Source organism: Flavobacterium geliluteum (assembly GCF_017948595.1).
Classification (GTDB): domain Bacteria; phylum Bacteroidota; class Bacteroidia; order Flavobacteriales; family Flavobacteriaceae; genus Flavobacterium; species Flavobacterium flavipigmentatum.
Window position 1 is genome coordinate 21537 of sequence record NZ_JAGFBV010000021.1, and the last position, 25168, is coordinate 46704.

Below are 25168 nucleotides of genomic sequence, written 5' to 3' on the forward strand. Positions count from 1 at the left end.
TGAAAACGTTTTCGTTTATTTTTCTTGTTAAGGTATTTAAAAAAAGTTTTTTTTATTTCAATCTTTGATTAATTTTGATCCCGATATGAGAAGAATAGTAGTCTTTTTTGTGTATTTTTCTTTCCTTCTGTTTTGCGGAGGGAAATACCTCAATGCAAGTATACATCCTAATAAAGATTTTTATTCTCATCATTTCGGCAAAAAGCACCATGTTAAAATTTCTACGCAGGAGCCCGGAAGTTCTATAATCGAAGAAGCTGACTTAGATCTTGAAGAAGAATTTCTAAACAAAGACGATGTTACCAACAAAACCACAAGAGAGTTTTTTGTGGTAAAGTACAACTCTCCCGAAAAGTGGTTCCCTACTTTTTCACCTTCTTTTTGTCTTAATGACGATTACTACAAACGCTTACAATTTTCTTTGCCATATAGCGGCAAAACCAATCCTATTTACATTACTCAACGAGTTTTAAGAATTTGATAAACACCTAGCATCAGTTGTATGAGGCGTGATTTTTCATGTCTTATGATGATGTATAGTAGTTTTTTTCTTCTATAACAGATCAGGTTTTTGCCTGACGACTGATGATTTTTACTGTCTAAAGGAATTTTCATTCCGAGCAATCAATCGCTTAATTTCCATTTTTATACCATGAAAAAAATAGTCGTGTTAACGGGTTTTTGTGCCCTATTGTGCCTAATAAGTTGTACAACAAAAAAAGAAGAAAAAGAAGAAGCAGAGAAATTTACAGTAACCAATCCTGTAAAAATCGACACTTCGTTTACCAAAGAATATGTTTCGCAAATACGTTCTGTGCGAAATATAGAGATTCGTGCTCAGGAGAAAGGTTTTCTTCAAAATATTTATGTAGACGAAGGTCAATCTGTAAAAGCGGGTCAGGTATTATTCAGAATTATGCCTAAAATGTACGAAGCTGAGTTGCTGAAAGCGCAGGCCGAGCAAAAATCTGCTGAAATAGAATTTTTAAATGCTAAAACTTTGGCAGACAAAAATATCGTTTCTAAGAACGAACAAGCTGTAGCTCAGGCAAAACTTCAGGCAGCCAAAGCCGAAGTAGCGTTGGCAAAACTTCACTTATCATTCACAGAAATCAGAGCACCTTTTGACGGAACCATCGACCGCATTCCATTAAAACTAGGAAGTCTTATTGATGAAGGTGAATTATTGACAAGTCTTTCAGACAACAGTCAGGTATTTGCTTATTTCAACGTTTCTGAGCCTGAATATTTGCAATACCAAACAGATGTAAAAGATCGTGCAGAAACAAATGTCAAATTGCTTTTGGCTAATGGTGAGTTGTTTAAGTACAAAGGTAATGTAGAAGTTATAGAAAGCGAATTTGACAACGAAACGGGTAATATTGCCTTTAGAGCGAGATTCTCGAACTCTGGTAAATTGCTCAGAAATGGAGAAACCGGAAAGGTTCAAATGTTGGTACCGCTTAAAAACGCTATTGTGATTCCGCAAAAAGCGACCTACGAAATTCAGGACAAAAAATATGTTTTTGTTGTAGATAAAAACAACAAAGTAAGTTCAAAAGAGATTACGATCACGGGCGAAATCCCCGATTTGTATGTGGTAAGCAGCGGACTTTCCGAAAATGATAAAATTTTACTAGAAGGAGTTCAGAAAGTGAAAGAGGATGACAAGATTAATTTTACTTACATAACTCCTCAAAAGGTGATTAATAATTTACGATTAAAAGCGGAATAAAGGTTTTGTTTCATGTTTCAAGTTTAAGGTTCCAATGTGAACTTGAAACTTGGAACCTGAAACTTGAAATACTTTTAATTTCCCCATTAGTTTAATCATTAAAAAATAAATAAATGTTTAATAAATTTATACAAAGACCTGTTCTGTCGATAGTAATATCGCTAATAATTGTCTTTTTAGGAGTTTTGTCGGTATTGAATTTGCCGATTACGCAGTTTCCCTCCATTTCTCCTCCAATGGTAAACATTACCGCAGATTATCCGGGTTCTAATGGGGAATTAATGATCAAATCGGTCGTTATTCCTTTAGAAAGAGCCCTAAATGGAGTTCCTGGCATGAAATACATGACCTCTGATGCAGGAAACGACGGTGAAGCGAGCATACAAGTTGTCTTTAACTTAGGTACAGATCCTAATCAGGCTGCCATTAATGTTCAAAACCGTGTGGCTTCCGTAACCAACAAATTACCTCCTTTGGTAGTTCGAGAAGGTGTAAAGATCACTCGCGAAGTACCGAGTATGCTGATGTATGTGAATCTTTATAGTACAGACAAAAACACCGATATGAAGTTTTTGTACAATTATGCAGATATCAACGTACTTTCAGAATTAAAAAGGGTAAACGGTGTGGGTTCTGGAGATATTTTAGGAACTCGTGAATATGCCATGCGTATCTGGCTAAAACCTGATCGTATGCTGGCTTACAAAATTTCTGCCGACGAAGTAATGGAAGCATTATCAAGTCAGAGTTTGGAAGCTTCGCCGGGTAAAACGGGCGAAAGTTCCGGAAAGCGTTCGCAGGCATTTGAATATGTTTTAAAATATTCAGGACGTTTTACCACCAAAGAACAGTACGAAAACATTGTAGTACGATCTAACAGCAACGGTGAACTTTTACGTTTGAAAGATATCGCCAAAGTAGAGTTTGGCAGTTCGATGTATGATATTTATTCTAATTTAAATGGAAAGCCATCAGCAGCTATCGTACTAAAACAATCTTTTGGCAGTAATGCCAATCAGGTTATTGAAGACGTAAAAGCCAAATTAGAAACCATAAAGAAAAAATTTCCAAAAGGAATGGAATATGAAATTTCGTATGATGTTTCTAAATTCCTTGATGCTTCTATCGAGAAAGTAATTCACACCCTTATCGAAGCTTTTATTTTGGTAGGTTTGGTAGTGTTCCTGTTCTTAGGAGACTGGCGTTCTACGGTCATTCCTGCTATTGCGGTGCCTGTTTCGTTGGTTGGTACTTTTATGTTTATGCAATTCTTTGATATTTCATTAAACCTGATTACTTTATTTGCGTTGGTTTTAGCAATTGGAGTTGTCGTCGATGATGCAATTGTTGTGATTGAAGCCGTACATGCCAAGATGGAGGAAGAGCATCTTTCGCCAATGAAGGCAACAAAAAAAGCCATGCACGAGATCGCTGGTGCTATTATCGCTATTACCTTCCTCATGGCTGCGGTATTTATTCCGGTTGCGTTTATGTCAGGACCTGTAGGGGTTTTTTACAGACAGTTTTCGATTACAATGGCAACCGCCATCATCCTTTCTGGTATTGTGGCATTGACCCTGACACCAGCACTTTGTGCGATGATGCTGAAAAATAATCATGGACTACCTAAAAAGAAAACACCTGTCAATAGGTTTATCGATGGTTTCAACAATAAATTTAACCTTGCTCAGGGCAAATATCAAAATGTATTAGGTAAAATTGTCAACAGAAGAGCGATTACGATTATTGCACTTCTTGGTTTTTGTGCCGGAACGTGGTTCATCAGTAGTACGGTTCCTTCCGGATTTATTCCAAATGAGGATCAGGGAATGTTTTATGCTATTATTCAGACGCCGCCGGGTTCTTCGTTAGAAAGAACCAATGATATTGCAGAGAAATTGCAAAAAATCGCCGAAACGATTGACGGAGTAAAATCGGTTTCTTCGTTGGCAGGTTATGAAATTCTAACAGAGGGTACAGGATCGAATGCAGGTACATGTTTGATCAACCTTAAAGACTGGAACGACAGAAAGGAGTCTGTTCAGGAAATTATGACCGAATTGGAAGAAAAATCCAAAGACATTCCGGGAGCTAATATTGAGTTTTTCCAACCGCCGGCAGTACCAGGATATGGTGCAGCAGGAGGGTTTGAACTTCGTCTGTTGGATAAAACAGGTTCTAGTGATTTCAAAAAATTAGAAGAAGTCAATAAAGAGTTTGTAGAAGAATTGAATAAACGTCCTGAATTGTCAAACGTATTTAGCTTTTTTAGTGCCAGTTTTCCTCAGTATATGATGAAAGTCGATAATGATTTGGCACAGCAAAAAGGTGTTTCTATAGAAAATGCCATGAATACCTTGTCAACTCTTGTGGGAAGTAACTACGAGATTAGTTTTATTAAATACGGAATCAATTATAAAGTAATTGTTCAGGCAGCTCCGGAATATCGTGCACAACCAGATGATATTTTAAAATTATATGTAAAAAACAATCGGGACGAAATGGTGCCTTTTTCGGCCTTTATGCGATTAGAAAAAGTATACGGACTTTCAGAAATTACCAGACACAACATGTATACTTCTACCGAAATTAGTGGTGGGCCTGCTGCAGGATACAGTTCTGGAACAGCGATTAAAGTGATTCAGGAAGTGGCGGCCAAAAAATTGCCTAGAGGATATGATATCGATTGGGCAGGTATTTCTGCCGATGAAGTTGCACAAGGCAATCAGGCCATTTGGGTATTCTTAATCTGTTTAGGATTTGTGTACTTGGTTTTGGCAGCGCAGTATGAGAGTTTTATTCTGCCATTGTCGGTAATTCTTTCGTTGCCGGCAGGTATTTTTGGAGCTTTCCTTTTGCTGAAATTAACCGGTTTGGAAAACAATATCTACGCACAGGTTGCCATGGTAATGCTTATAGGTTTACTGGGTAAAAACGCCGTGTTAATTGTAGAGTTTGCAATACAAAGGCATGCAGCAGGAAAATCAGTTCTTGAAGCGGCTATGGAAGGTTCAAAAGCAAGATTCCGACCTATTTTGATGACTTCTTTTGCTTTTATAGCAGGTTTGCTACCGCTAGCTTTTGCAACTGGTCCGGGTAAAATTGGTAACAGAACAATTGGTACTGCTGCTGCTGGTGGTATGCTAATCGGAACCATTTGTGGTGTATTTGTGATTCCGGGATTGTATTACATTTTTGCAAGAATAGCCGAGAAACACAAGCTGGTTAAACAGGAAGAAGAAAATCCATTAACAGAAGAAATTGACAACAATCATGTATAAAATAAAATCATACCGATATATACTTGCTGTAGGTGCATGTGCTGCGGTGGTAAGTTGCAAAGCTCCGGCAGTTAATACTAACGTTGCAAGCAAACCACTACCTGAAGCTTTTACCAGTAATAAAGACACGATCAATACGGCTTCTATTCCTTGGAAAACCTATTTTAAGGATCAAAATCTGATTGCGTTGATCGATTCGGCTCTTAAAAACAATCAAGAGCTTATGATTACGTTGCAGGAAATCGAAATTGCAAAAAACGATATCCGTATCAGAAAAGGCGCTTTTTTACCAACAGTTGGTTTAAGAGCTGGTGCAGGAGTAGAAAAAGTAGGACGATATACCAGTCAAGGTGCTGGTGATGCTTCTACCGAAATTAAGCCGGGTAAAGAAATGCCGGATCCGCTGGGCGATTTTGTAATTGGCGCTTACGCGAATTGGGAAGTAGATATCTGGAAAAAACTACGCAATTCTAAAAAAGCAGCGGTAAGCAGGTATTTGGCTACTGTAGAAGGCAAGAATTTTGTAGTAACAAGCCTTATTGCAGAAATTGCCAACTCGTATTACGAATTAATGGCGTTAGACAGTCAGTTGGAGATTGTAAAACAGAATATCGAGTTGCAGTCGAATGCATTAGAAATTGTAAAAGTGCAGAAAGAAGCCGCTCGTGCTACCGAATTGGCGGTTCAGAAATTTCAGGCCGAAGTATTGGCTTCAAAAAGCAAAGAGTTTGATATTTTGCAGCAGATAAAAGAAACCGAGAACAAAATTAACTTCTTGGTAGGGCAATATCCGCAGGAAATAAAGAGAGAGAAAAGTAATTTCCTCACTTTATTGCCATCGGCTGTCAATTCGGGTATTCCGTCGCAATTATTGGCCAATCGTCCTGATATTAAGAAAGCCGAGATGGAGCTAACTGCTGCAAAACTAGATGTAAAAGTAGCGCGTGCCGAGTTTTATCCGTCTTTGAATATTTCGGCAGGAGTAGGGGTAAATGCGTTCAATCCATCGTATTTATTTACGCTTCCTGAGTCGCTTTTGTATTCTTTGGCCGGAGATTTAGTCGCGCCATTGATCAACAGAAATGCTATAAAAGCCGAGTTTAGCAGTGCCAATGCCAGACAGCTTCAGGCATTGTACAATTATGACAGAACGATCCTAAACGCATATTTAGAAGTGTCAACACAACTTTCTAAAATCAATAATTTAGAAAAAAGTTACGATCTAAAATCGCAACAAGTTGATGCCCTAAATAAATCGATAGATGTCTCTAATGATTTGTTCAAATCGGCTCGTGTAGATTATTTTGAGGTATTGATGACACAACGCGATGCCTTAGAATCGAAATTAGAGTTGATAGAAACCAAAAAACAGCAATTGAACGCCTCAGTAAATGTATATAGAGAACTGGGCGGTGGTTGGAAATAATTAGTTGGTTAGATTATTTGTAGATCAAAACCTTTCGAGAGCTATTCTCGGAAGGTTTTTTTTGTCGTGCTCCGTCGAAAAAAAATGTTTTTCGCTTCTAAGACCGAGTGATGAAGTTATTAGCAGGATATTTTGTAGGTCGGAATTTTATCTGAAGGCAAATAACAACTATTGGTAAGTTTAATTAAATAACTAATTCTAATAATATTTCAAAACATATTGAACAGTAAACTTGGTAACTTAAAAATGTAGATTTCTAATATAAAAAATGTTTTATATTAGCTCAATAGAATTACTTCTTAGTTATAGTTAAAGTTTCGTCTGTCTTTGTTGCATATAAATGTATTTATTTTAATTATCAGGCAAAGTGGTATCAGTTTCTTTCAGCCTTAGAATTTGATTAGGGTAATAATTTTGTGTTTTTTTACTAATTTAATTAATTTATTATGAATAAAATAGTCTACTTTATTTTAATGATAGTTTCATTTTATAATAATCTTTATGCTCAAAATAATGAAGTGAAAGACGATTTTATTGATCGTCAGAATTGGTTTAAAAAGGCCATAAATGTTATTTATGAAGGGAATAATACTAAAGAGATTAAGATTACTTGTTATTTTAAAAATAATGAATTATATGTTACTTGCGAATATAATTTAGATCTTCATTCATCAGTTGCCTATGAGAATGACTTTGAAGGAAGATCAGTTGCTAGGGAAATGATATTTAAAATGGCTAGTGTTTTAATAACTAATGACGGGGGCCTGTTAGAAAATTTTGAAAAAAATTATAGAACGAGATATATTAATTTTCTTTTTTCTTTTCTAACAAAAGATATTAAAAATATAGACTATAAATATTATGTGGAAGTAGCTGATTTATATAAAATATCTAATTACTACAATAAAAAAGATTTTTTTGAAATTTTAAAGTAATAAAAAGAATTAAACGTATTAATTAATATTTTGTTTGGAATGCTATCAATAATTCGACTTGGATGAAAGAGAGTATCGAGCATACTAAAAATCGTTTACTCGGAAGGTTTTTTTTGTCGTGCTCCGCCGAAAAATAAGTAAATATGGAATAGTTAGGAAAATTGAACCCGAAAAAAGGTATTTTGGGGTTCTAAGGCCCAGCGATGGGGTTCCGAACCCCAACGATGGGGTATTGCACCCCAAATTTGGGGTTCCAGACGTCAAATTTGGGGTTCCGAACCTCAAAAATGGGGTTTGTAGGGGCCAAATTTGACGTCTCGAACCTCATCAATGGGGTTCGGAACCCCATCAGAGGAGTAAACAACCCCAACGGAGGAGTAAAAAATACTTATGGTTGATGATTTTACTTCAATAGACCATTAATAAGGTTATAAAAACTCATAACTAAATAAGTAACGTACAGAGTAGAGCGTTTTAGTGAAATTATCATTTTAATTTGTATTTTCGAACAATAAAAAATATCAGGTTTTAAATTATTCAAAATAAAATTTAGAACACAATTGACACTAATTACAACAGACGACACCGTAACATTCCTACTATGAACGACAATACAATTGACAGCTTAAAAGAAGCATTAAAACATTCGCCCGAAAATACACCGTTGAGGATGCTTTTGGCCGAGACTTTGCTGGCGCTTAACAGGCTGGAAGAAGCAGAAACAGAATATCTTACGCTTTTAAGAAGTACCAACGATATTAAGGTAAAAGTGGGACTTGCGACAACATTCTTTAAAAAAGGAAGCTACTCTGCCTGCAATGTGATTTTGGAGGAAGTGATCGAGAACGGAACTCAGGATTTGAGCACTTTTACGCTGTATGCGAAAGGACTTTTAAAAGAAAATTCGGTTGGAAAAGCCATCGAAACCTATAAAAAAGCATTGGCCATAGACCCCAAATATTTTGATGAAGAACTTGACAATCAGTTGCGATTGAGAGGAACTAATGAGGTGCAGGAAGCGGAAGATGAAGAGATAGACAGTAGATTTTTGGAGAAACCAACCGTTAATTTTTCAGATGTTGGTGGCATGGAATCGGTGAAGAAAGAGATTGAGTTAAAAATCATAAAACCCCTGCAACATCCTGAACTTTATAAGGCTTACGGAAAGAAAATAGGTGGCGGGATATTGTTATACGGCCCTCCCGGCTGCGGAAAAACGTATATTGCCAAAGCAACGGCGGGACAAGTAAACGCCAAGTTTATAAGTGTTGGTTTGAATGATATTCTGGACATGTGGATTGGCAGCAGCGAAAAAAATCTGCATGATATTTTTGAGCTCGCGAGACAAAATACGCCCTGTGTTTTATTTATTGATGAAATAGATGCTTTGGGAGCCAGCCGAAGCGACATGAAGCAATCCAGCGGGCGACATTTGATCAATCAGTTCTTGCAGGAACTGGACGGAATAGAGCATAACAATGAGGGAATATTGGTACTTGGTGCGACCAACACACCGTGGAATCTCGATCCGGCTTTTAGACGCCCAGGTCGTTTTGACAGAATTGTTTTTGTACCGCCACCAGACGAAACTTCAAGAGAATCTATCTTGAGATTGAAACTAAAAAACAAACCGATCGAAACGATTGATTATAGCACTATTTCGAAAAAGATAGAAAACTATTCCGGAGCCGATATAGAAGCCATGATCGATATTGCGATTGAGCAAAAACTGGAATCGTCTTTTGAGGATGGTATTCCGAAACCTATTAGTACAAAAGATTTGCAAAATGCCATCAAGAAGCACAAAGCAAGCACGCAAGAATGGTTTATGACAGCCAAAAACTTTGCGATGTTTGCCAATGATTCAGGATTGTATGATGATATTCTAACGTATTTAAAACTTAAAAAATAATATGACAGAAGATTATCAGTTATCAAAAGTTAGCATTTTAATTCAACAAAAAAAATATACAGAGGCCGAAAAAGTATTGAAGGACTTACTTGCTGCAGATGCCAATAATATCTATTTATTGTCCCTGCTTGCCGAAGTTCATTTGCAGCAGGATCGCTTTGATGTCGCCAGAAGCCTTATTGACAATGCGATTGGGTTAGCGCCCGATGCTCCTCATCTTTTTTATATTAAGTCGAGAATTGCGATTCAGCAGGATGAGTACGATGAAGCAGAAAAATACATCATGCAGGCCATTGAGTTTGATCCGTACGATGCAGATTATTTTGCTTTTCTGGCCAATATAAAATTAGCGCGCAAACAATATGAAGTCGCTTTAGAATTTGCCGATAAAGCACTTGAAATAGACGCCGAAAACCTATTAGGGCTTAACACCCGAAGTACCGCTCTCTTAAAATTGAATAAAAGCGAGGAGTCTTTTGATACCATTGAAGGTGCTTTGAGAGAGGATCCCAATAATGCGTATACACATGCCAATTATGGCTGGGGTTTACTCGAGAAAGGTGAGAATAAAAAAGCATTAGAACACTTTAACGAAGCCTTAAAAAGCGATCCTAATTTTGCATACGCACAATCCGGAATGCTCGAAGCGATAAAAGCGACAAATCCTGTTTATAGAGTGTATTTAAAGTATTCTTTCTGGATGGGGAACTTAACCTCTAAATACCAATGGGGAGTAGTGATTGGTTTTTACCTCGGATTTAGGGCTTTGAGAACGTTGGCAGATCATAATGAGGCGTTGCGGCCCTATCTTAATCCTTTACTTATTCTTTTGGCATTGTTTGCGTATTCTACTTGGGTTATTTACCCGATTGGCAATTTATTTTTACGTTTTAATAAATACGGGCAACTATTGCTTACCAAAAAACAAAGGCAGAGTTCTAATTTTGTTGCGGCAGGTCTGGGACTTTTTGCCGTAGGTTTGGCACTCTATTTTATTTTGCCGGATGAGCGGTTTTTATCGGTAGCGGTTTTTGGATGCGCCATGATGTTGCCTTGCAGCGTGATGTTTTCGCCCACAAAATACAAATATTCGCTCTTGATATACAGCATTGTACTGGCAGTTGTTGGTCTTGCCGCCATTGGGCTCACTTTTGTAACAGGAGAGTTATTCAACATTATGTCGATATCCTTTCTATTCGGGTTTATAGTTTTTCAATGGGTTGCCAACTTCATGATCATAAAACAGAGTAATTATTGATTGAAAAATTAAGTAGTTTACAACTCATTATAGGTAATAAAAAGCGCAGCAGAATTATTTTTCTCCTGCGCTTTTTGGTTTGTTTATCACCAAAGAAATAGTTTACTAATCTTTCCGTTTTTCTCAGTGTAACGTAAAACTTGAAACATTAAACAAGTTTTTTTTATTTCTGTTTGAATTTCATAACTTTGTTTTATGAATGATCAAACTGTTTCTCCGCTTTCAGACTTTAACGCAAGTGATTTAAAACTAAAAGGCTTTAAGGTTTATAAAATCAGTGATGATGTGAGTAAGATTCCGTCTTACAACCGCAGGGATTTCTACAAAATTTGCATTAATACCAGTCAAAGCCTTATTCATTATGCCGATCGCGGCATTGAGGTAGATGGAACCATATTGTTTTTCGGGAATCCTCATATACCATATTCATGGGAAGCAATCTCCCCTTATGAGGGATATGCCTGTGTTTTTACAGAAGAGTTTCTTAAAGTAAATGACCGCTCTGAAAGTCTGCATCAATCGCCTTTGTTTAAGATAGGAGGAACGCCGATTTTTAATTTATCGCCTGATCAAAAGGTATTTATAGATACTTTGTTCGAAAAAATGATTGCAGAACAAGAAACAGATTATGTTTTTAAAGATGATTTGCTCCGCAATTATATCAACCTGATTCTTCACGAGTCGATGAAAATGCAGCCTTCGGAGAATTTTTTTAAACATAAAAATGCTTCCGCCAGAATCACTTCTTTATTTTTAGAACTTTTAGAAAGACAATTTCCGATAGAAGCAAAAGACAGTCCGCTGATTTTAAAAACACCACAGGATTATGCACAAAGCCTTGCTGTACATGTAAATCATCTCAATCGTTCGGTAAAAGAAATTACCGGAAAATCGACTACCGCTCATATTTCTGAGAGAATTATCGGCGAAGCAAAAGCCTTATTACAGCACACCAACTGGAGTATTGCTGATATTGGATATTCCTTGGGGTTCGAATATCCGAGCTATTTTAATAATTACTTTAAAAGACTTACCGGAACGGTTCCGAAATCGTTGAGAATGTAAAATTGTTTCAAATTCATAATTTTTTGTTTGATTATTGTTATCTAATGTCGTTGCTACTAAAGTACATTTGTATCGAAATAAGTAGTAAAAATACCTGTTGGTAGTTGACGAACTGCCAATATACTACCCAAAAACAACTTTTGTTTTCCTTATTTACTGCTGTCAGCACTATCATAAACGGATTCTATTCTGGAACCAGCAAGCAACATTGTTCATTTTTTAATACAAACCAATTTAACACAACTATACCATGCCAACACCTTACACCATTAGTATCGAAGAAGGAAAAATACCCAATACGTATATGACTGGCGATGTTACTTATAAAAAACAAACCAGTACCATTCATCCCGAAAATACCATTATTAAAGAAGTGGCTTTTGAGCCCGGTGCGAGATGCAACTGGCACATCAATGCGAGTTTGCAGCTGCTTATTGCAACAGACGGCATTGGTTATTTTCAGGAAAAAGGGGCAGCTATACGATTGCTTCACAAAGACGAAGTCGTAACCATATTACCGGGAGTAGAACATTGGTATGGCGCCACACCCTTTAGCCGATTCGCCCAAATATCGATCATAACAGAAATAGACAAAGGCAAAGGAATTTGGCTCGAAAGCGTGAGTGACGATGAATATTATAATTTTGGAAAGTAAGTTTTTCATCTAAAAAAAATACAAAAAGTCCCAATTCATTACGAAGAGGGACTTTTATTATGGAAATAAAAAAATTAATAAGCCTTAAACTGATTTCTTTTTTTAAATTTCCACCAACCTAAAAAAACTAATATTATATTGAAAACCAATAACGGAAGAAAGGCTTTTACAACGTTTATTTTTGATGTATCAGTAAAAGTTTCCACTTTAAATTTTTCCCAGTTTTCTTTCTCTACTGCTTCCTCACCAAATATTTTGGGATAAAAATACAGACGCATTTTTTCATGAAATTTTTTGGTTTCTTTTAGAAATAAAAGCTGATTGCCTAAATCAGATTTGGCAATTTCGTTGAGCTGTATTTGCGCGTGTAAACTAGGAATAAATTGTGCAATAGTTTGACTCGCTTTGTTTCTTTGCTCTAATTTTAGGGCTAATTCCTGAGATTCTTTGCTCGAATCATCATCACCCATTTGCTGCATTGCATAATACCAAAGCCAACTGAATTCTTTGTCAGGCAAAGCATAACTTTTGAATTGCGGATAATGAGCAAAAAACTTAGACATTGTAATCTTTTTGTCCATATCCCATTTCTCATGATAAGCATTTCGCTGTTTTACAGTCAATTCTAATGCTTCTGGCACAGGATATTGATTGGTGATATAAGTATTGATTGTAGCAGGCAAAATGATCATCAGAAACAACCAGATCGTCAATAAAATAACGGCATTAAAATTAGAATTTTTTTGCAGCGAAACGATAAAAAAGCAAATGGCAAACCAGAAGAACACGTACAAAATCCCGATGCCGTAGAAAATTAGAAACGAGAAATCAAGAGGAATATCCAAAAGAAAAACCGACATAAATAGTACTATTGATAAAAGAGAAACCAAGCTTAGTATTCTGATATAAAATAGTTTAAGAATGTACAAAAAGATATTTGAGCTTTGTGTCGCCACAATTTTCCAGGTTCCGCTTTCTTTTTCCTCAGAAACTAAATTGTATGAAAAAGCAATTATCAATAAAGGGAAAAGATAAATCAGTACAAAACTAAAATCGATATTGCCTAACAGAAGATTGTTCGGATTATTCAGCTCAGCATCATATTTTTGTCCTTCGAGACCACGAATCGTTACACTTTGTATCGACGGATTGACATCGCGCTGCCCAATTGCCAAACTGTTTATAGGAAGAGTTTGGTTGACCAATGAAAACTTTACATAATAAAGCAAAAGACCAATTTCATCAGCGTGAAATTTAACATTTTTAGCAATATGCTCTTTCTGGTAGATCTTTGCTTCAATGTTATTTTGGTTTTGCTTTTTCTGATATTGTTGTCCTATTAAAAGGCTTAAACAGCTTATTATTAAAAGAAATAATAATCCAATTTTGGTTCCCCTTGAGCGGAAGAAGTTTTTAAATAGTAGTGCTAACATATTAAATTGCTTTGAGGTTTTTAGCTGCCAGTCTGATTAAAATAAACAACAAACCAACCCAGAGAATAATTGAGAATATTGAAATGATTTCGTTTTTTAAAACTAAAAACACCCCTTTTGGCTGATAGTAGAATTCTTGTACATCGGCCCAGTGATTTTTATGAATAGTATAAGGCTTGTCGCCAGGTTTTTGCTTTTTATTACTAATGTATTTGATCTGCAAGGCATTCATCTTTTGCGCCATATCATAACGATATTTTTCGGCTTGCTTTTGAAAATCGATGTACGAATCATAATCGGTATTGGACAATGCCATCGATAAATTTTTTATGGCGATATACGGATTTACAAATGAAATCGCTTTTGAAAAACTATTCTGCTTATCATACACCTGCAACAAAGTATCCAAATGTTGGTTGTAAATGCGAGCACTGATTTTTTCGCCCTCAGCCATTATAAAACCAGAGTAATTAAATGGTAATTTCTGTACAGAATCAACTTTGTAAGCAAGAAGCAAAGAGTCTTTGATTGCTTTGTAGTGCACATCGTTCGGATTGTGACTGTCGCCTTGTTGCAAAATGTCTTTTTCGATATTGCTATTAAATTGTATTTTCGAAGGAGCTTCATAAATGTATGCCCCCAGAGCCTGTGTGCCTCTTGGTAGAATAATTGTAAAAATTAACCATATACCTATTAGCGAAATCAATGCTTTTTTGGAGGTTGCGCTTGCCGCGGAAATAAGAACAGCAATGGTGCAGAAAAACATTAAATAAATAAAATGAAAACCGATAAAAAGCAACAATTTGATCGTTTCATCCCATGAAATGGTAAAGTTCTGAAGCAACATCCAAATAAAAACAAGTACCATTATTGCAGGAACAAAGAGCATCATAATGACGCTGGCAATTCCAAATATTTTGCCCCATAAAAGTTCTTTCCAGCTAACGCCCTGACTCAGGATTAGCTTTAAAGTTCCGTTTTCTCTTTCGGCTGCGATCGCATTAAAACCAATAAAAAAAATAAGCAAAGGCAATAAGATTTGCAATATCATTGCGATAGTAATTTCTCCAAAGCGAAGCATACTGTTTGAGAAACCCGCTTCAGAGAAATTGGCGGTATTTTGCTTGTGAGCTTCGAGAAAAATGGCGTTACCAAAAAACGGTTCCATTCCAAATTCAAAAACGCTTAAAGAAGTATTTTTTCTAAAAGCAAAATTGCCGTAATGTGCCATTCTATGCGGATTTTTGTCCGGATTTTTGAGCCAGTCTTCTCGCGATTGCTGTTGGTATTTTTCGCTTGTATGACGCTGGTGAGTATATTTTTGCCAGCCTGAAAAAGCAGCGTATAATAGTAAAATACCAATAAAAAGAATGATGATTAATACGGCGGTATTTCTAAAAACACTATTTTTAAAATGCTTGGCTATTAAAATTTTGTTATGTAATGACATGGTTACAGCTTAAAATTTATAAGTTACGGTGAGAGTGGCATTTCTTGGGGCTCCGGGAAATAAGCGGAGATAGTTTTGAGCTCCCAGCCAATACGTTTTATTTAGTAAATTACCTGCATTAATGGCAATTTGCATGTTGCTTTTTGTAGGTTTGTAATAAAGTGCAGCATCAAAAACGGTAAAATCCGGAATTGTAAAATCTCTTGTAAACCAAGGAATTTTGCTGCTTTGGTATTGCATTCCCAAACCAATTCCGAAATCACTTAAAGCTGAAGCCGAATCAAAATTGTAACGTGTCCAGAGATTGGCACTATTTTTTGGCGTATTTTGTTTTCGGGCTCCAATCAAAGAGGCCTCTCTATCGTTGGTAATTTCGGCATCAATATAACTGTAAGAAGCGTTTATTTGCCAGTTGGTAGTGATGTATCCAGCAATGTCGCATTCGAAGCCACGACTGCGTTCAGCGCCTCTTGTAACCAATAAATCAGGATTGATAGGATCATTGGCATTCATCAGAATGTTTCGCTGATTGATTTCATAAACCGCCGCATTTATACTTATTTTGTTGTTGAATAACGTAGCTTTTGCTCCAAATTCTTTCAGATTACTTTCCAGAGGGTCAAACAAACTTCCTGCAGGCAATGATCCTGTTTGTGGCATTAATGTAACTGTATTAGACTGTGGCTGATAGCCCTCCAGATACGTCGTGTAGATATTTACAGCATCGTTAATTGCATAAGTCACACCAACTCGGGGCAACAAGGCCGATTTTTTTACCGTCAATTCATTCGTTGTTTCATAATTGGTAATGTCTTCAAACCATTCGTTTCTTAAACCCAGTAAAAAAGTAAATTTTGCCCACTGAATCTGATCCTGAATATAAATAGCATTGGTCGTTGTGAGTGCCGATGGCAAGGCAGTTCTCACATTCAAAGTATAATCTTCAATGTTTCGAAGGGTGTAGGTGGGAGTATTCAAATTAAAATAATTAACATTAGGCTTTGGCAAAACCACGCCATCTATGGTGGTCGTCTGATAGTTATCGGCGTTAGCCAGAACAAACGTACTGGCAACAGTTCCGTCTTTTAGTAAATAACCTCTTGCTGCATTTTGGCCACCACCTTTGGTTTTGTTCCAACTGCTCAAATCATATCCGGTTAGTAATTTGTGACGGAGTTTTCCGGTTTTAAAATCAAAATTAAAATAAGCGTTCAAATTATCGACATTCCAATATTGCTGGCGTTGCACAAATTGCATCATTGCCAGACTCGCTACCGGCTGGTTGTTGATGTCTACAGCAAAAGCATTGGTAGTGCGGTGTTCCTGAAGGTTTTCTGTCCAGGATTGTTTCATATACGAAGCATTAAAACCAATTTTTGAAGTAAATTTATGTGCAAAATTGGTCATCAAAATCATTTCCTTCGACTTAAAAAAATCATTTGGAGCTCCCAGATTAAGGCTTATCGGTGTTTTGTTCAAATTGGTTGTTCCAGCCACAGCTCCAAAAATGGGCTGACCTCTGTCGAGATTTCCCGTCATGTCGCTCAGTATCAATTCGGTATTAATGGCGGTTTTTTCATTCGGAATATAACTGAAAGAAGGAGAGATTAAAAACGATTTGTTTCCCACCAAATCACGAAAGGATTTCGCCTCTTGATACGCTCCGTTTACTCGGTATAAAAGTGTTTTAGATTCGTTTAAAGGTCCTGTAAAATCAAGAGTTCCTCTAAAAGTGCTAAAACTTCCGACACTTAAACTAACTTCTTTACGATCAACAGCCAACGGTTTTTTGGTCACCAGATTGATACTTCCGCCCGGATCAACAGAAGAAAAAGTGGCACTAGATGGTCCTTTGATTACTTCAACACGTTCTATATTATTTGTTAAAGGCTGTAAAAAATAGTATTGACGTGTACGCATGCCGTTGATGATTTGGCCTTCTTCATTTTGACTGATACCTCTAATGGAATATTGGTTGTAATAGCTAGACGGAATTACGCCACTGGCCATTTTTACGGCATCTGCGAGATAAAAAGCATTTTTGTCGGCAATTAATTCTTTGGTAATTGTCGAGATAGATTGTGGAATATCTTTATTGAGTGCTGCAATTTTTGTTGCCGAAAAAGAATAATCACTATTGTATTTTTTAGAAGCACGACCAAGGATTTCGACCGTTTGCAACTCGTTTCGATCAGAATTGATTTCGATATTTAGAAATTTTGCACCCGATTTTACTTGAATTGTCTTGTAACCTGCGGCCGTAATTTCTAGTATTCCTTCGCCTTCAATAGCAAAGTTCCCGTCTGTTGCAGTGGTGGTTTGCAGATCAGAATTCAGTAATTTAATGGTTGCACCCGCGATTCCTTCTTTGGTGTCGCTATCGGTGATTTTTCCTGTAATTTGTTGGGCGTTTATAATATTCATCCCAAGGAAGAGGAATAAAATGAGGTGTAAATGTTTCATTATGGTAGGTGGATAAAGAGGGTTGTATCTCCGTTTAGACAGTTTGTAAATATAAATCTTCAAGCTCGTTGGCTGATATTGCCGCAGCTTCAACAATGGTCATAAGATTTCCCTGTTTCATGATTCCGATGTGTGTTGCGACTTCTCTGGCTCTAAAAATATCATGAGTGGCCATCAATATGGCAGTTCCTTCGGCTGAAAGTTCTTTTAGAATTTGCGAAAACTCATTAGAAGCTTTTGGGTCTAATCCGCTTGTGGGCTCGTCAAGCAATAAAACCTTTGCTTGTTTGGCGATAGCGATGGCAATGCCTACTTTTTGTCTCATTCCTTTAGAATAGCCACCTAAGGTCTGATGATGAGCCGTTGTTTGTAATCCAGCTTTGTTTAAAAAATAAGCCAATTCTCCTTCAGAATATTTAAAACCTGCCAAAGACGAGAAGAATTTAAGATTCTCTATTCCGGTTAGATTAGGATATAACATTACAGTTTCGGGAATATAAGCGATATGCTTTTTAGTCTCTTGCGGGTTTTGAGTAACCGAAATATCATTTATTTTTAATTCTCCTTCTGTAGGCTCAATAAACCCCAAAAAAAGATTGATAGTAGTGGTTTTTCCAGCACCATTCTGCCCCAATAATGCAAAGATTTCTCCTTTTTTAATGGTTAAATTCAGCGCATTCAGTGCAATTTGATTGCCATATTTTTTAGTTAGGTTTTCTGCTATAAGCATAGTATGTGTTTGTTTTGGATTGATATTAGAATACTATAAATCACCAATATTCAATAATGTTTTACTATTGAAAGTCAGTTGAATAGGATAATTGAAATGATGATAAAGCCCAGCACAAATACTACAAAAGAGTACTTGCCAACTGTCTCGACAAAAAAGTGTAGTATAAATTAGTGCTGTAAAAAAATATCAAAAGCGTAGTGTAACCAGTAATTGTCTTGTCATTATTTAAAAACAAGACACAACTCTACTTTTATATTCAAATACAAATCTAATTTAGGATTATAAAAGGGCAGGAGGTGCACGAAGTGCAAAAAGACTTCCTTTAAAAAAAGTGGTACTTACTGCAGCATACAAAAATGTGCACGAAGTTGCTTCTGTAAAGTTGGTAAAAGCGGCGTAATAAAAATCGATGGGGATAAAAGTACTGAAAGCAAAGTGGCAGATAGAACAATCACTATCAATGGAGTGACTGTGCGTAATTTGATTTTTGCTGGTACTATCACTGTGATCGCAATGTGTTTCGGTAATTTGCCTGTACACATGTTCGTAAGAATGAACGGTCTGAAACAGCATTGCAAACAATACTACCAGAGATACGGCAAAATTAAGGAAGGCAAATTTGTTTTTCATTCTTTCTGTTTGCTATAACGCAATTAGGTTGCAAATATAGAAATCTTATTTAGAAATATAGCATCGTCTGTAATAAAAAAGAGAGCTGATACCAAAGTCAACTCTCTTTTGAGGCTTAAAAAAAGCGGTATTTTTTATTTTAAAGTAGTTTTAATCACCACAGCTGCTTGTTTAATGGCAGTTTGCACGGCTGGTACATCCGCAATCGGATTTAACAATCCGTAATCATGAATCATTCCGCTGTATCGTGTTAGGGTTACAGGTACGCCGGCTTCGTTTAGTTTTCTGGCGTATGCTTCACCTTCGTCTCTTAACACATCATTTTCGGCTGTTTGTACCAGAGCAGGTGGCAGGTTTTTAAGTTCTTCTACACTCGCTTGCAAAGGCGAAGCATATTTTTCGGTTCTTTTAGAAGCATCTGGCAAGTAGTTATTCCAAAACCATTTCATCATATTTTTGGTCAAAAATCTTCCGTTAGCATAAGAGTTGTAAGAAGCTGTTTCAAAATTAGCATCCGTAACGGGCCATAATAAAACTTGCAATTTAATATGAGGGCCTTTTTTATCTTTTGCCATCAGCGTAATCGCCGCGCTCATGTTTCCACCAACACTGTTCCCAACCACGGCAAGGTTTTTACCGTCTACACCAATTTCTTTTCCGTTTTCGGCTACCCATTGGGTGGCAGCATATATTTCGTTTATCGCAACTGGATATTGCGCTTCTGGTGAAGGAGTATAATCTGGAAATACCGCTACAGCGCCACTTTCTACGACTAAATCTCTCACCAATCTTCTGTGGGTATGGTAATCTCCTAGAACCCATCCGCCACCGTGGATGAAGATAAACACTGGTGCATTTGCTTTAGCTCCTTTCGGTTTTGTGATATGAATGTTTACCTTCAAACCATTCTGAGTAATCACTTTCTCAGATTCTTCAATACCCGAATAATCTACTGCTACAGATTGCTGTGCACCAACCAATACGCCGCGTGCATCTGCAACACTCAATTGTTCCAGCGGTTTGCCGTTGCCTGAGTTTAATGCTTTCAAGAAGCTGCGTATTTCAGTAAAAACTTCCGGGTCATTTTCTCCTTTGTATTGTCTTTCTTGTGCCATGGCTATGGTATTTACAGTTAATAATGCAAAAATAAAGATACTGCTTTGTATTAATTTTATAGTTTTCATAATGGTATATTTTTAGTGTAATGTTTTGTTTTTTAATTAAATAAGATGTGCTTCCAAAACAATTTCAAAAGAAAAAGCCTGACTTACCGGACAAGTTTGTTCGGCTCCTTTTGCAATTCTCAAAAATTCTTCTTCAGAAATTCCGGGTACTTTAGCATTCAATACCAATAAGGATTGTGTAATTTTTCCGTCGTTTAAAGTAATGGTAGATTGTGTGGTTAATTCTTCTGCAGTAAAACCTGCTGTGGCAAGATCTAAACTCAGTTTCATAGTAAAACAACCAGCATGAGCAGCTGCCAGAAGTTCTTCAGGATTGGTACCTACGCCTTCGGCAAAGCGGCTGTTAAAAGAATATTGAGTTTGGTTTAATACCGTACTAGCGGTAGTTAGGGTTCCTTTTCCGTTTTTAATGTCTCCGTTCCAAACGGCTTGAGCTTTACGTTTCATATCTTAAAATGTTTATCAGTTATTTTGATGGTACAAAGATATGTCGGTAATAAAGCTCTGGAAATACACAAAAGTCTATTCTAATTGTACATTTTTCCCTTGAAGGTATTTTTTCTTAAAATTTGAAGGAGTGTCACCAACTTTGTGAGTAAAAAGTCGGTTAAAGTAAGCCGGATCTTCATACCCCAACTGATAGGCAATTTCTTTTACACTCAAACCAGAATGTCCCAAAAGCCTTTTTGCTTCCAGAATAATGCGCTCTTTTATAATGTCGTTGGGTTGCGCAAGCTCCAGCCTATTAAATTTATTCGACAATGTTTTGGGAGCCAGCCCCAACATAGCGGCATAATCTGCTACGGTATGTTTGGTTCTGAAATGAATATCGACCAGACGGCTAAAATCTCTAAAAAACTCGATTTCTTTAGATGGCTCTTGGTTCAAAGCCCCCAATTGCTGCATTTTCCAGAGGCGGGTTGCTCTTATGATAAGTTGTTTCAAATACGTCCTGATCATTTCTTCCTGCGAAGGATCAGGATGGTCAAACTCTTCCTGCAAGAGGTGATAGATGCTTTCTACAGGGGCAACATGATGTGCCGGCAAAGCCGTCATGGGCATCTCAAAAATATTATTAAACAGCAAACCATCGCAGGCTACCTCGGCATCATGAATCTGTACACAATAAAAATCACGGTTGTAGAACATAAAATAGCCTTGCTTTTGACCTTCTTTGTCAATTTGCAAATATTGATTGCTATTGATAAAAAAAAGTGCCGGCGTAGTAGTGTGGTACTGCTTAAAATCAATCGTAACGGAGTATTCTTCCGGTAAATAAAGCACTTTGATGTATGATTTGTATGCATCGCCATTGATATCTTCCATCGAATTTTCATTCACAATAAAAAAGCCTATTTTTTTATAATTCGATTCAAAAAAGACAGGGTTACTCATGATCTGCTATTGTTTAGGTGTATTAAAACTGAAAAAGTATCGCTATTTTGTGCTTGCTAAAAAGTACGTCTCGTGCTTTAAAAACAGTTCAAAAGCGCTTCTCTCCATACTTTTTATTGCTAGTAAAGATACAAAGGCATTTTTAATTTTAAGCAATCCTTATTTGCTACAATTTCAGCAGTTAGAGGCAAAATTGGCTTTGTAAAACCACTAGAAGTTGCCTTTTTTGGAGGGGAAGAATGCGGGATTATTAAAAATTATATTTTCTACTAGCTCTATAATCGTCACCTTGTGGAGTGAGTGGTGGCAACAATAGGTTTTACTTGGTTTATAATACGAAAAACCCGCAAACACTGAGATGTTTGCGGGTTCTTTTGAAAATAAACCGATAACGAGTATCCGTTTATTTTTTATCTAAATTTTGTTTGAGCATTTTGGCATGTTCCAAATGTGCGGTCATACCTGCAATACTATTAGAAGCCCAAAGTTTAACGTCTTGATCTGTCGCGTCTTCAGAAGCTTTTCTAAGTTTATCAATTGCTTTTTGGTGACCATCGATCATCATATCTGCAAACTTTTTGTCAAAATCAGTACCTGATTTCTCGTTTAGTTGGTTGTATTCTTCCTTACCATCTTCGGTAATTGCAACTGGCAAAGTAATGTTTTTGGCATCTGCCAAAGCACTTACTTCAGTAGCCGCTTTAGTGTGCTCGTCTACCAACATTTTACCAAACTTTTTTACTTCGGAGTTGGTACTTTTTATCTGAGCTAATTTTCCAATTTCAATTTCAGCCAAATTCACTTCGGCAATATCAACAAGAAATTCAGAATCATTTTTGGTGTCCTCAATAGAGTCAAATTTGGCTTCATTAGTATCTTCGGCAACTTCTTTAGGATCTTCTTGTTTTGCTTCGTTTTTGCACGATTGCAAAAAGATAATAATAAGTCCTGCGCCTAAAATCAATTTGCTGGCTAATAGTATTTTTTTCATGATCGAAAGTTTTTAGTGTTTCTACGATGTAAAATTACTCAGCTAACATAAGATTTGGTTTACAATATTTTAAGATAATGTTACAGGATTTGAATATCAGTTAGTATTCCTCAGCTTTTCACTGCTGTGAAAGCCTTAATAACCTTCATTTTTACTAGAATTAGCCTCGTTTTGAAGGTTTTACCCCAAATTTGACGTCAGAGACGTCAAATTTGGGGTTCGGAACCCCATCGTTTAGGTTCGGAACCCCATCGTTTAGGTTCGGAACCCCATCGTTTAGGTTCGGAACCCCATCGTTTAGGTTCGGAACCCCATCGTTTAGGTTCAGAACCCCATCGTTTAGGTTCGGAACCCCATCGTTCAGGTTCGGAACCCCATCGTTCAGGTTCGGAACCCCATCGTTCAGGTTCGGAACCCCATCGTTCAGGTTCGGAACCCCATCGTTCAGGTTCGGAACCCCATCGTTCAGGTTCGGAACCCCATTGTTCAAGTTCGGAACCCCATTGTTCAGGTTTGGAACCCCATCGTTTAGGTTTGGAACCCCATTGTTGAGGTTTGGAACCCCATCGTTTAGATTTGGAACCCCATTGTTGAGGTTCGGAACCCCATCGTTTAGGTTCAGAACCCCGTAACATTATGTCAGAACCCCACAACTTCTTGTCAGAACCTCACGACTTTATGTTGAAACCCCATAACATTATGTCAAAGCCCTATGACTTCTTGTTAAAGCTCCTTGACTTTATATTAGAACCTTATAGCTTTATGTTAAAACTGCATAGCTTTATGTTAAAACCTCTCAATTTATATTCAGAACCCCGTGAGTTCTATTCAGAACAGCATAATAGGAGAGTGTCCAAAAATCTGTGTAAGGTTTAGAGAATTTTTTGGGAATGTTTGATTTATAATTTTGCCTTTTTTGTGCTTATAACATAGTTGATAAAGTTTCTGCAGGCATTTTTTTGTACACTATTAATATTGTTATATTAGCCACGTGAAAAGACAATTGGTCGTTTTAGAGAAAACCGATTGCAGTTGCTTTTTAATTCTTATTACCTAGTAAAACAACATCCAAAACTTAAAAAAAACAAATGAAAAGATTTAAAAAAATGACAATAGCGGTGTTGATACTTACGTCACTGTTTTCTTTTAGGTTTGCGAATGAAAAAGTAGTTGAATTTAGTTTTCCAAAAAGAAATAACACTACTATTACCTTAAATGCTACTAATTTTGAAGGTTTTACAGAGGAGTGGAGAGGAACAGATTACTATTATTTAGGGACAAGTAAAGATTCGATAATTTGTTCTGTGTATTATTTCAAGCTAAATAAAGAAGAGCAAAAATATATGGTAGAGCCTTTTGGAGGAGTTGCTATGGCGGGTATTCCTATGATTTATTTTTCTGATAATTCTCCTTTAAAAAAATACGAAGTAAACAAATCGGGTTGGGGAAACATTACAGATGATTTTATGTTTAGACAATGTGATATACTGGAATATGAGGGAATCAAAATGAGACAAAAGAATATGTATGCGTATGGTATGTTTGATAATGATTTGTTTGTAAGCGTTCATTTATCTAAAGAAAATTATACTTTGCGAGATTCAACGGCAATGAGGCAGCTATTACATTCTATAAAAAAGAAAAAGTAAAAAGTAGCAATTTTAGATCAAATAACTGTAAATGATCAATTAGAACACTATTTACTCTCTGGATTTTTTTGATAGTAATGAATGTATAATAATTTTAAATGTTTGTATGAAGAAAGTAAAAAAGGTTTTTGGTTACATTTTATTAATCGGTTGTATATTATTTGGATTAGTCCTTATTCTTGTTGTATTAGAAGTGATACCTCAAATTCAATACGAACTCAGCAAATCAAAATCCGAGGGTATTGGTTTCCTTTTTGGCAATGTGGTTGGGATCTTATTCTTTGTCTTGCTGTTAGTTTATTTCTCAAAATTAGCTTTAAGATTAATAAAGCCTAACGTTATGCCAGAGGAGACAATTGAAGATATTGGCAATCACTAGTACGTATCTAAATCCTTTTTTTAAGTAGTATAATGAAGAAATTAGTGTTGTTTTTTTTAATGATTGCCGCTTGTCCTGCTTTTTCTCAAATAAGTGAAGGACAGAAATTTTGCGAGGAGACAAAAGAGGGGCCTTACTTTCCTGTGTCATTGATTAATTTTAATAAAAAGGTTTTTTGGTATACTGATTTTTATAAAGAAACAAAGGAAGAAGTAAAAATAATCAATGGTATAACATACACTCAACTTAAGCAGGAATGGAATAACGGAAAATCTAATCTATTGTATTACAGAGAAGAAAATGGGGTCGTTTTGCAGTATGATGAGGATATGAAAAAAGAGACTGTTCGGTACGATAATAGTTTTCCGGAAGGACATATCTGGAAAGCAGCCAACGGAAAAGATCATTTTAAAATTCTTTCTTATAAAGGAGAATTGCGAACGCCCTATTGCGAGTATAAAAATTTATTGGTAATTGAGGCTCATGTGAGTTATGGCCATTTTAATTTTTATTATTTAAAAGGACACGGCTACATAGGAGCAACAAAAGACGGAAAGATAGTTTCGTGTATTTCTCCCGAATGATCGACAAATG

Annotated in this window: 22 protein-coding genes; 12 read left to right on the top strand and 10 right to left on the bottom strand. The window is 36.5% G+C overall.

Features of this window, described 5'->3' with window-relative positions; all coding sequences use genetic code 11:
* Positions 1-85: 85 nt before the first annotated feature.
* From J3495_RS13105 to J3495_RS13145, 9 genes are all read left to right on the top strand, one after another.
* The gene (locus J3495_RS13105) at positions 86-481 is read left to right on the top strand and encodes a hypothetical protein (RefSeq protein WP_210666996.1); all 396 of its coding nucleotides are present in this window, start codon (positions 86-88) and stop codon (positions 479-481) included.
* 171 nt (positions 482-652) lie between these two features.
* On the top strand, positions 653-1735 hold the full coding sequence (locus tag J3495_RS13110; protein WP_210666997.1) for an efflux RND transporter periplasmic adaptor subunit: 1083 nt from the start codon (positions 653-655) through the stop codon (positions 1733-1735).
* Positions 1736-1848: 113 nt separating this feature from the next.
* The gene (locus J3495_RS13115) at positions 1849-5016 is read left to right on the top strand and encodes an efflux RND transporter permease subunit (RefSeq protein WP_210666998.1); all 3168 of its coding nucleotides are present in this window, start codon (positions 1849-1851) and stop codon (positions 5014-5016) included.
* On the top strand, positions 5009-6442 hold the full coding sequence (locus J3495_RS13120; protein ID WP_210666999.1) for a TolC family protein: 1434 nt from the start codon (positions 5009-5011) through the stop codon (positions 6440-6442). Before J3495_RS13115 ends, J3495_RS13120 begins: the two co-directional genes overlap by 8 nt.
* A gap of 446 nt (positions 6443-6888) precedes the next feature.
* The gene (locus J3495_RS13125; RefSeq protein ID WP_210667000.1) at positions 6889-7377 is read left to right on the top strand and encodes a hypothetical protein; all 489 of its coding nucleotides are present in this window, start codon (positions 6889-6891) and stop codon (positions 7375-7377) included.
* Positions 7378-7978: 601 nt separating this feature from the next.
* Entirely contained in the window at positions 7979-9289 is a 1311-nt protein-coding gene (locus J3495_RS13130) for an AAA family ATPase (RefSeq protein WP_210667001.1), read from the top strand.
* Between the two features lies 1 nt (position 9290).
* Positions 9291-10547 carry a tetratricopeptide repeat protein gene (locus tag J3495_RS13135; RefSeq protein WP_210667002.1) on the top strand — a complete coding sequence of 419 codons (1257 nt, stop codon included), beginning with the start codon at positions 9291-9293 and terminating at the stop codon, positions 10545-10547.
* Between the two features lie 195 nt (positions 10548-10742).
* Positions 10743-11612: a helix-turn-helix domain-containing protein gene (locus J3495_RS13140; RefSeq protein WP_210667003.1), complete on the top strand. Its 870-nt coding sequence runs from the start codon at positions 10743-10745 to the stop codon at positions 11610-11612.
* 250 nt (positions 11613-11862) lie between these two features.
* The gene (locus tag J3495_RS13145) at positions 11863-12267 is read left to right on the top strand and encodes a cupin domain-containing protein (RefSeq protein ID WP_210667004.1); all 405 of its coding nucleotides are present in this window, start codon (positions 11863-11865) and stop codon (positions 12265-12267) included.
* A gap of 74 nt (positions 12268-12341) precedes the next feature.
* On the opposite strand, the gene J3495_RS13150 is transcribed toward J3495_RS13145, so the two are convergent.
* From J3495_RS13150 to J3495_RS13195, 10 genes are all read right to left on the bottom strand, one after another.
* Positions 12342-13700: a DUF3526 domain-containing protein gene (locus tag J3495_RS13150; RefSeq protein ID WP_210667005.1), complete on the bottom strand. Its 1359-nt coding sequence runs from the start codon at positions 13698-13700 to the stop codon at positions 12342-12344.
* Position 13701: 1 nt separating this feature from the next.
* On the bottom strand, positions 13702-15150 hold the full coding sequence (locus tag J3495_RS13155) for an ABC transporter permease (protein ID WP_210667006.1): 1449 nt from the start codon (positions 15148-15150) through the stop codon (positions 13702-13704).
* A 9-nt stretch (positions 15151-15159) separates the two neighbouring features.
* Positions 15160-17613 (bottom strand): TonB-dependent siderophore receptor, encoded by a 2454-nt coding sequence (locus tag J3495_RS13160; RefSeq protein ID WP_210667007.1) that lies wholly within the window; start codon positions 17611-17613, stop codon positions 15160-15162.
* A 34-nt stretch (positions 17614-17647) separates the two neighbouring features.
* On the bottom strand, positions 17648-18343 hold the full coding sequence (locus J3495_RS13165; protein WP_210667008.1) for an ABC transporter ATP-binding protein: 696 nt from the start codon (positions 18341-18343) through the stop codon (positions 17648-17650).
* Between the two features lie 282 nt (positions 18344-18625).
* Entirely contained in the window at positions 18626-18976 is a 351-nt protein-coding gene (locus tag J3495_RS13170) for a hypothetical protein (protein WP_210667009.1), read from the bottom strand.
* Positions 18977-19110: 134 nt separating this feature from the next.
* Entirely contained in the window at positions 19111-20160 is a 1050-nt protein-coding gene (locus J3495_RS13175) for an alpha/beta hydrolase (protein WP_210667010.1), read from the bottom strand.
* A gap of 36 nt (positions 20161-20196) precedes the next feature.
* The gene (locus tag J3495_RS13180) at positions 20197-20607 is read right to left on the bottom strand and encodes an OsmC family protein (RefSeq protein ID WP_210667011.1); all 411 of its coding nucleotides are present in this window, start codon (positions 20605-20607) and stop codon (positions 20197-20199) included.
* Positions 20608-20682: 75 nt separating this feature from the next.
* Positions 20683-21555 (bottom strand): helix-turn-helix domain-containing protein, encoded by an 873-nt coding sequence (locus J3495_RS13185; RefSeq protein WP_210667012.1) that lies wholly within the window; start codon positions 21553-21555, stop codon positions 20683-20685.
* A 403-nt stretch (positions 21556-21958) separates the two neighbouring features.
* On the bottom strand, positions 21959-22546 hold the full coding sequence (locus J3495_RS13190) for a DUF4142 domain-containing protein (RefSeq protein WP_210667013.1): 588 nt from the start codon (positions 22544-22546) through the stop codon (positions 21959-21961).
* 160 nt (positions 22547-22706) lie between these two features.
* Entirely contained in the window at positions 22707-23036 is a 330-nt protein-coding gene (locus J3495_RS13195; protein WP_210667014.1) for a hypothetical protein, read from the bottom strand.
* A 598-nt stretch (positions 23037-23634) separates the two neighbouring features.
* On the opposite strand from J3495_RS13195, the gene J3495_RS13200 reads away from it, so the two are divergent.
* From J3495_RS13200 to J3495_RS13210, 3 genes are all read left to right on the top strand, one after another.
* Entirely contained in the window at positions 23635-24195 is a 561-nt protein-coding gene (locus J3495_RS13200; RefSeq protein ID WP_210667015.1) for a hypothetical protein, read from the top strand.
* A gap of 106 nt (positions 24196-24301) precedes the next feature.
* Positions 24302-24574, top strand: coding sequence for a hypothetical protein (locus tag J3495_RS13205; RefSeq protein ID WP_210667016.1), 273 nt, complete (start codon positions 24302-24304; stop codon positions 24572-24574).
* A gap of 32 nt (positions 24575-24606) precedes the next feature.
* Positions 24607-25158 carry a hypothetical protein gene (locus J3495_RS13210; protein ID WP_210667017.1) on the top strand — a complete coding sequence of 184 codons (552 nt, stop codon included), beginning with the start codon at positions 24607-24609 and terminating at the stop codon, positions 25156-25158.
* Positions 25159-25168 lie beyond the last annotated feature (10 nt).